The 8,728-nt window shown below is 49.2% G+C and carries 5 protein-coding genes; all 5 read right to left on the reverse strand.

What is annotated here, in order from left to right; genetic code table 11:
• Nucleotides 1-62: 62 nt before the first annotated feature.
• From LIZ87_RS06230 to LIZ87_RS06250, 5 genes are read right to left on the reverse strand one after another with little or no spacing between them, the layout of a single operon-like run.
• A complete protein-coding gene (locus LIZ87_RS06230) occupies nt 63-992 on the reverse strand; it encodes a ketopantoate reductase family protein (protein WP_178316083.1) in 930 nt (309 codons plus the stop codon).
• A 43-nt stretch (nt 993-1,035) separates the two neighbouring features.
• Nucleotides 1,036-2,652 (reverse strand): diguanylate cyclase, encoded by a 1,617-nt coding sequence (locus LIZ87_RS06235; protein WP_227145828.1) that lies wholly within the window; start codon nt 2,650-2,652, stop codon nt 1,036-1,038.
• Nucleotides 2,649-4,916, reverse strand: coding sequence for a bifunctional diguanylate cyclase/phosphodiesterase (locus LIZ87_RS22545; RefSeq protein WP_227145830.1), 2,268 nt, complete (start codon nt 4,914-4,916; stop codon nt 2,649-2,651). The genes LIZ87_RS06235 and LIZ87_RS22545 overlap by 4 nt, the downstream gene beginning before the upstream one ends.
• Nucleotides 4,917-4,922: 6 nt before the next feature.
• Nucleotides 4,923-7,286, reverse strand: coding sequence for a diguanylate cyclase domain-containing protein (locus LIZ87_RS06245; RefSeq protein WP_227145832.1), 2,364 nt, complete (start codon nt 7,284-7,286; stop codon nt 4,923-4,925).
• Nucleotides 7,273-8,577 (reverse strand): EAL domain-containing protein, encoded by a 1,305-nt coding sequence (locus LIZ87_RS06250; protein WP_227145834.1) that lies wholly within the window; start codon nt 8,575-8,577, stop codon nt 7,273-7,275. Before LIZ87_RS06250 ends, LIZ87_RS06245 begins: the two co-directional genes overlap by 14 nt.
• Between the last annotated feature and the right edge of the window lie 151 nt (nt 8,578-8,728).

An 8,728-nucleotide genomic window follows, 5' to 3' on the forward strand; every position in this document is an offset into this window, starting at 1 on the left:
AGCCTGCCGCAACAGTTCAGGCGTCTGCTGGGAGGGCGGCTGAACTGTTACAGCCTGCCTCCTCACAGGATACCCTCATTCTTCTCCTCCAGCACCCGGATCGCATGGTATAAGAACTCGTTGAGCGGAGTCTCCACCCCGACCTCTTTTCCCAGGCGCATCACTGTTCCGGCAAACATCTCCACCTCTGTCTTTCTCCCATTCTCAATGTCCTGAAGAGTGGAGGGCTTATTTCCTGCCGGAACCTTTTTCAGACGGCGGATATGATCCTCGGCATAATCCTCATCGATCATGATCCCCTTCTTCCTGGCAACGGCGATCACTTCCTTTGCCACCAGGATCCGGAGAGTGTTGGCATGCTCACTGCTGCACCAAGATCCGAAGGTCAGTCCCAGAAGGGCGGACACCTGGTTTTCGCTGACATTGCAGATATATTTTTCCCAGATGGCCTTTTCCATGTCCCGGCGGATGCTGGACGTTATCCCTGCTCTGTCAAACAGGCATTTCACCGCTTCCACCCGCTCTGACAGGGTCTCGTTCGTCTTCTCCCCGTATTCGATCACGGAATTCCTGGGATCAAAGTTCACCTGATTGCCGTTCATGACTACACTGACCCGTGCCAGGGAATAGATGACCCTCTCCCACCCATAGGTCTTTGCCACCAGCTCCTCACTGTCCACGCCGTTTAGCGGTGACATGATGATCGTATCCGGTCCGATCTGATTCTTCATATCCCTGACCGCTGTCTCAAGCCCCATGATCTTTGTGATCAGGATGGCCAGATCCGCATACCCGGTCTCCTCCTCCGGGGATACGATATGAAAATGCATCTGCTTTCCATTTACAACAATCCCATCTTTTTCAAGCCGCTCTTTTCTGCTGCCTCCTGCAATGATCCTGAGCTCATCTCTCAAAACCGGCTGCAGATTGCTTGCCAGGTAGCTTCCTATGGCACCCAGGCCGATCAGGGCCACTGTCTTTATCTCTCTCATTGCTCCTCATCCTGCCTTTCTTTTCCTTTTTAATGCCATATTATCATAAAAATCCTCCTCTTTCCAGCTTCATCTTCTGTTTTCTCACATACATGTCAGCATCTGCTCTCCGAAACAGCTCCTCTGCTGTATCCGATTCCTGCTTCCACAGGGCATATCCGGCGGCAATGGACAGGCAGTGCGTCTCCTTTTGTCCATTCTCCTTCTGTACCCGCTGCTGAAAAGCTTCCAATGCCTTCTCCACCTCTTCCGCTGTACTGTTCTCCAGGATCACAACAAACTCATCTCCTCCGATCCGGTAGCCCTTTCCCAGCGGTCCAAATACATCCAGGATACAGCTGGCCGCAGCCTGGATCAGGCGGTCTCCCTCATAGTGCCCATACCTGTCATTGACCTCCTTTAAATTGTTAATATCCATCACGATATAGGCTCTTTCCCTGGCCGAGGGATCCTCTCTCTGGATCTTCATAAATGCGGCCCTGTTTTCCATTCCCACCATGCTGCCCATGTAGGCCATCCTCTTATAGATGCTCAGACTGGCTGTTTTCTTCATCTGGCCATACAGTGCGTCAAAGGTGATATCCAGCAAAATCAGATAAAACAGGAAGATCCCAATGCAATAAAAAATAGGATAATTATAAGTTGGGTTAATATAGAAAATAAGAAAGGCCACGATTGCAAACAGGCTTAATACGGCAAACCCGGCAAACATTTTTCTGGCCTCCTTTTTTTCCTGGGACTTCATCTGCTCCCGGCCGGTTTTCAGCACTGCACCCATGGCGGTAAAGCACAGGATATGGTCCGGCAGGAGCAGAAAATATCCGGGAATGACCGGGTGCAGGTAATTGAGCAGATAAACAACCGAAATGAGCAGGAATAACCAGCAGCAAATATCAAATACGGGCTTTCTGATCCAGATGCAGCTGATGAACCGGAGCAGATACACAGGCATAATAAAAAAGGAGACAAAAGAGATCATGTTAACCAGCGCCACCTGATCCGTCAGACACAGCAGCAGCCCGGAATCCGTTACCACCCAGACTCCGGCGAAAAACATAAAGCCGCTTAAAGATTTCAGAGCACTTTTTTCATCCCGCTGCCTGTTCCTTTTCAGATAAGATGCCAGCATCAAAAGCCCTGTACCAGCCACAAAAGAACACGCGCCAAATAGCAGGGCATACATATTGTCCCGCCATAGCTTTCCCAATACCTCCTTTTCCCTTCCCAGATAGGCATAGATCACAGGATACTGGCCGTAGGACTGCCCGTCAGTCTTTACACTCAGCACAAATCGGCCCCCGGCACAATCTGCCGGAAGCTTGACCACAAAACGGCTGCCGCCCTTCACTCCATATACATCCTGAAAGGAATAAAAGGCCTCTCCATCCAAAAGCAGTTCAAAGCTCCGCAGATAGGATTTCATCACAAAGCTCACATCACCCTTCAGGCTTTCCGGTATGGTATAGCAGTAATCCATACTCCGGCTGTCTTCATCCCAGCTCTGCTCCCACTTATCATTCAGCTCAGTCACTGTTCCCGAAGCCAGCATTTCCACAGGAGGATGGACAGTATATCCCTTACATACGGCCAGCAAGGCCAGCACAACCATGGCACCTATAAAAATCCCATGGCATCTTCTCCCGATTCTGCCCTTTTTCATCCATTCTGTATCTCCTTTGCTTCATATTGGCCTACCCACCGCTCAAATTCGTCCATGGGCAGAGGTCTGGAAAAATAATATCCCTGTACCTTATCACAATTAATCGAATACAGGAAATCCACCTGCTCGGCTTCCTCAATGCCCTCTGCAACTGTCTCGATCTCCAGCTTCACTGCAAGCTCCACGATGCTCTGGATTATATTCTTTGCCTTTTCATTTGACATATCAAGAAAAAAGGAACGGTCCAGCTTCAGCGTATCCACATCGAATTCCCGCAAAAGTCCCAGGGAGGAGTACCCAAAACCAAAGTCATCCATGGAGCAGCGTATCCCAAGCTCATGCATTTTCCGGATCTCCTTTTTCAGCCGCGCAATATGCTCATCATCAAAAAACATGGACTCTGTCAGCTCAAACTCAATGGAATGCTCCGCCAGCCCATACTCTTTGTAAACCTGATAAAACTGCTCCAGAGGTGCCTCCTCATAGAAATGATATCTGGAAAGATTGACCGATACGGGATACCATTTTTTTCCTTCCCGCCTCCGGCGTTCATAGAACCGGCAGATTTCCTGAAAAACATAGAAATCCAGCTGGCAGATCCTTCCTGTGCGCTCAAACAGCGGCACAAATTCCGATGGCGGGATCAGGCCTCTCTTTGGATGGTTCCACCTGATCAGGGCCTCTGCGCCCTCCGGCTTACCTGTGATCAGGCTTACCTTTGGCTGAAGATAAACTGCAAAGTCCCCACGGATAACGGCTTCCTCAAACTGTTCTTCGGTCTCCTGCTCTCTTTCTATCCTCTTTGCGACCTCCTCATCATAGAAAACACACCATTTTCCCTCATCCCCATTTTTGCTCTGAATGGCGATCCGTGCCCTGTCCTGTATCAGATGGATATCCTGAACCTGGCCGTCTGCCAGGCAGCAGCCTGCTGTAAACGATATCTGATACCTGAAGCTGTCGCTCAAACGGCAGTCATTGATCTCACGGACCAGACGATCCAGCCGCTCCTGTATCGCCTGAGGTTCCTTCTCCCGCATACACAGGAAAAAATGATCGGTCTCGCCTCTGGCAGCAAATTCCTCCTTTTGCTCGTCCAGATGTACTTTGATCCCCTGGTAGATCTGGCTTAATATCTCATTTCCTGCGGCAAAGCCGAATTTTTCATTGATCCTCTTAAAATTAACGACATTGAGCAGCACAATGGCAGAGGGGAACGATTTCCCTTCTGCGGCATTCTTCTGGTATTGGAGCTGAAAGGCCTTATTGTTCATGCCTCCGGTGACAGGATCGATAAATGCAATCTGAGACAGATAGTTCCTATTATCTGTGTAAATACAATAGATCGTCATCAGATATGCCAAAAAGCACAGGGATATTCCTCCTATGATCAGTATGGACCGGAACGTGTACTGAGAAACGCTGTCAGAAAACAAATTTTCCGGTACGATTGTCAAAAGTATCCAGTCATTGATCCCCAGATTGTTGTATGCCAGCATGTTGTGGTTGTTATTGACATCCAAAAAATGGATAACTCCGTCCTCTTTGGAACGGATATCTTCCTGCATCTGCCGGATCGCCGCAACGGTCTGCTTTCTGGAATTATCCTTAAAAATATTGTCCAGATACAAAAAGGCCTTTAAGTCAGTGGGAGACAGGATCACCTCCCCATTGCTGTCAATAATGCAGCTTAATGTCTTGTCGTAAAAGGCTTTGGAAGCGATCATAGACTGCATATTTTCCCTGCTGCGGACTCCCACCAGAACCACAGGACACTCCTCCCCCACAAATACGGGTGCGGAATAAAAAAGCGTCTGGTTATCAAAAAAACCCATATTTACTTGGCCGGAAAAGGACTCCTTCACGCTGGACAGCTGGGCCAGCTTCTGAACATTAAGGACCATTCCATCGTTGATCGCCCCGGAAATACAGGCGCCCTGTTCATTGACCATAAGGATCGCATCAAAGTCCTGCTGATCGATCTCCCTCCTGAAAAACCGGTTCAGGCCATTTTTCTCATTGTTCCCGACCACACCGGAAACAGCATCTGCCACATTGAGAAGCTCTGCCTTTTTATTGTCAACGCTATCCCTGATCTCTTTTGCAATATGGGTAGTGATCCCCACACAGTATTCCCGTGTGTGATAGCTCAGATCCTTTTTCATCACTGCAATATTCCACACAGAGCACAACAGGGCCAGAAACGAGATCCCTGCTAAAATTCCCAGCTGTCTGCTTTTCCGAATAACCTTTTTAAACTCCACACAATTTCACCCCCCCCCCCGCAAATTTCCCATATCCAGGGATTGGCTCATATCCATAAATATCCACAGTGTCTCCCTGCAGTTTTCCTCGTTATGCTTTGTCCGCATTACGTACAGATGGATCCAAGAGCCGTCCTGTTTCTGGTATGTAAGCTCCGGCACGGATTCCTCTGCCAGCCTCTTCTCCATATGATCCAAATGGCAGAATTGCTCAAACTGACTGCTAAACTCTGCCTTTACTAACTGCCTGGCATACCGCCGGAGTCCCCGCTTAAAGGAGCCCCCTTCCTGTTTCAGGATCTCCGAAAAATAAGACGGAATAAATATATGGCGTACGGCATCCTGCCGCAGATCCACAAAATATACCCCCTTAAACATAGGTGACAGCACGGACAAAAACATATCCATATCCTGCTTCTGGCGCATCAGCTTTACCGCTCTCTCATCCAGAAGACGGCTTTGCTTCTCTTTTCCATTTTCCGCATAAAACCGCTGTTTATCTATGCGCATGGCAGCCTCTGCCTTATTTACAAGCTGGCTTATATTGAGATTCCCCTCCTGGCACTGTATTCCCACAGATATTTCATAGCCCAGAGCCCGGATGAAGCTGCGCGCCGTCTCCGTCTGTTTCCGGATCTTTTCCCTGCTCTTGTTTTCACACAGAACGACAAATTCATCTCCTCCAATGCGGAAAATACGATCTATAGGGAAGCTGTTCTTTAAGCCCTCTGCTATGCGGATCAGCATCTCATCCCCGGCCTGATGGCCCAGCCTGTTATTGATATCATGGAGCCCGTTGGCGTCAATGTATACACAGGAAACAGAAGGCTGCTTTTCCCCGGCCAGTTCCTTTAATATGCTGTGATAATAATTCCTGTTCATCAGCCCTGTCATGGCATCGATCCGGCCCATCTGGTCTAAGCGCCTGTAGCTGTTATACTGCTCTATCGTCATTGTGAAGCTTAAGGCCACCTGCTCAAGAGCCTCTGTTGTCTCCCAGTACCGCTCCATATTGACAGCTCCCAGCACTCCAATGATCCCCCCGTTCCTCTTCTCAACCGGTATCGCCATCAGGCTGTTTACTCCTTTGTCCCGCAGCCATTTCATCTCCTCCGGGCTGATATCAGGATCTCCATCTATCTCATGGAGGACAAAACCCTTTTTCTCCTTCAAAAGCTGAAACAGGCCTGGGAACATCTTCCTGTAGGAAACATCCTCATTTTTCTTATCCTCTCTGCAGCTCCAGTACAGCGTTTCCTTTTGGCTGCCTCTCACCCAGAAAAACACTCTCTCAGCAGACAGATATTCTGCAATTTTTCTCAAGGCCTTATAAAACTGATCCGGGTCCATATGAGCTGCAAACAGATTCTTTTCCACATCCAAAATATAGGCTATGTTTTTCAGCCCCTGTTCGCTCTCCCTCTGCTCCCGCCTCATATCCCTCAATGTCCAGAAAAAATAACACCCAAAGGTTATGATCAGCACACCTGCCAGGAGATGGAAAAACACCTGGATATTTTCCGCATAGGAAAATGCAATGCTTTCAGGCACACTGACGATCACCATCCAGTCCTCTTCCTTCACAGGCGCATAACTCACATAGAAATTTTCTCCCGCCTTTTGGGACTGAAATACCGTCGTCCCATTTTTTCTCTCTGAAAAGTCCTCTACAAACTGCTCCCTGGTATAGCCTGCCGCCGGATTTCTGTTTTTCAGGCCCTCCATATTTCCCAGGCTGTCATGCCAGGTATCCAATAGAAAATCTTCCGTCTTTCTATCTACAATATAGATCTGCATACTGTCCCCATAGTCCCGCACCGCTACGGTGTGAAGCAGCCATTTCAGATCAACCACACCGCAGAGGATACCCACAGTCTCGCCTTTTTGTATAAGGGGAATACAATTCCTGAGGATCATCCGCTTTTTGTCCTGGAACACAAGTTCCTGCCGCGCTATATGGACTCCCTGCTGTGCCTCCTCCGCAAAAGACAGCTGTCCCGATACGTCTTCCCTTCCCCCCTCCTTTAGGAGGATATCGCCAGGAAGCAGTATCTCCAGCCGCGAGATCATGCCTACCCCTTCTGCGGTTCTCATGATCTCCTGTATTCTCTCACAGTCCTCCATATCGCACTGCTCCAGCATTTTGGCAGCTGTCTCCAGATACTGCTTGTCCGTAATAAAGTTCCTGTCAATGCTCTGCCCGATCAGTTCCACATAATCGGTCAACCGGTCAAAGCACCGCACTCTCTCTGCACTGTAATAGAGCCGCGTTACTACAAGGAGCACGCTCCCCCAGGAAGCCAGCAAAAGAAGCGTGATCCCTATTCGATTTTTCTGCTTCTTTCTCTTTCGCTCTTTAGCATCCTTCATCTAACAGCCGGTTAGCCTCCTCCACTGATACTGCCTGATAGAAATAATATCCCTGCATATAATCACTTCCCAGCTGACGGATAAACTCCATCTGCTGTCTTGTCTCCACACCCTCACACAAGACCTCCATATGCAGACTGTGGGCCAGGGAGATCATCCCCTTTAAAAGAGCAGCTCCCTGCTCCTTCTTCGCTGACTCCAGGACAGAACGGTCGATCTTCACAATGTCAATGGGATAATTCTTAAAATCTAAAAAAGAAGTATTGCCGCTTCCCACGTCATCCAGAGCGATCCGGAAGCCATACTCCTTGCATTTGGAAATGTTCCTCGCAGCATGCTCCCTGTCAATCTCCATGGCGTCCTCCGTGATCTCGATGACCAGGTTCATATGGTCAAAGGAATACCTGTCTGCGATTTCCCTGATCCTCTGTGTAAAGTCCGGCTGCCCGATGGTGATCCTGGTGATATTACAGGAAATGCTCCTGTTTCTTCCCCGCCTGTCCCACTGCTCCAGCAGCCGGCACACCTCCTCAAACATGTAAAAATCCAAGTCCGCCACATTTCTTTCGCTCTCTATGACCCCAATGTAGCTGGATGGGTAAAGCCTGCCCCTAAGGGGATGCTCCCATCTGGACAGAGCCTCTGCGCCCACGATCTCCTGTGTCTTGCCGTCAACGACCGGCTGCAGGACCACCTTAAATTCCCTGTCCTCAATGGCCTTGAAAAAACGTTTTTTCAATTCCCTTCTTTCCCTGTCCTGCTTCAGCATCGTAGTTTGGAAATGCATATAGCCCACATTTTCCCTGATCGCATGGTGATAGCCCTGGCGGGCACAGTATAAAACAGTTTCGCTGCGGTCCCTTCTCTCTTTGCTGGTCCGGTATACCCCTCCGTAAAACCTTGTGCTGGCATCCCTCTGGCAGATACGGTCATACTGATTCAGGCGTTCCAGCATATGTTCCATCCAGGCCTTAAGCTCCGTTTCCCCACGCCATGGACGCAGAATGCCAAAGCCGCCTCCGCTGACTCTCGCCACAACAGCCCCATTCCCGGCGCCTTTTCTCAGCTCCCCGGCCGCATACTTAAGCCGCCGCTCTGCTTCTGCTTCCCCGTAATACTCGTTAACCTTTTCTATCTGAAAGCCGATATATATCACACTGCAGCACCTTCTGCACCAGCCTGACCTCTGAAACTGGAAATAGAAATATTTTCTGCTCTTCCTGTACGGATGCCCCAGAAGACTCCATGAAGCCCTTGCTTCCGTCAAAATAGCTGCTGCCCTATCCTTCATCTGCGTCATACTCCTTGCTTTCTGTCACACAAAGCTACACAAAAAGCCCAAAAAAGGGACAAAAAAAACCGCAGTACAATACGCTTGTACTGCGGTCAGACTGTAGACAAAGTCCCGAGCGAGAGCTCGGACTTTTCTACATTTATCGCCG

The sequence above is a fragment of the Lacrimispora sp. 210928-DFI.3.58 genome (genome assembly GCF_020554865.1).
Lineage (GTDB): Bacteria > Bacillota > Clostridia > Lachnospirales > Lachnospiraceae > Enterocloster.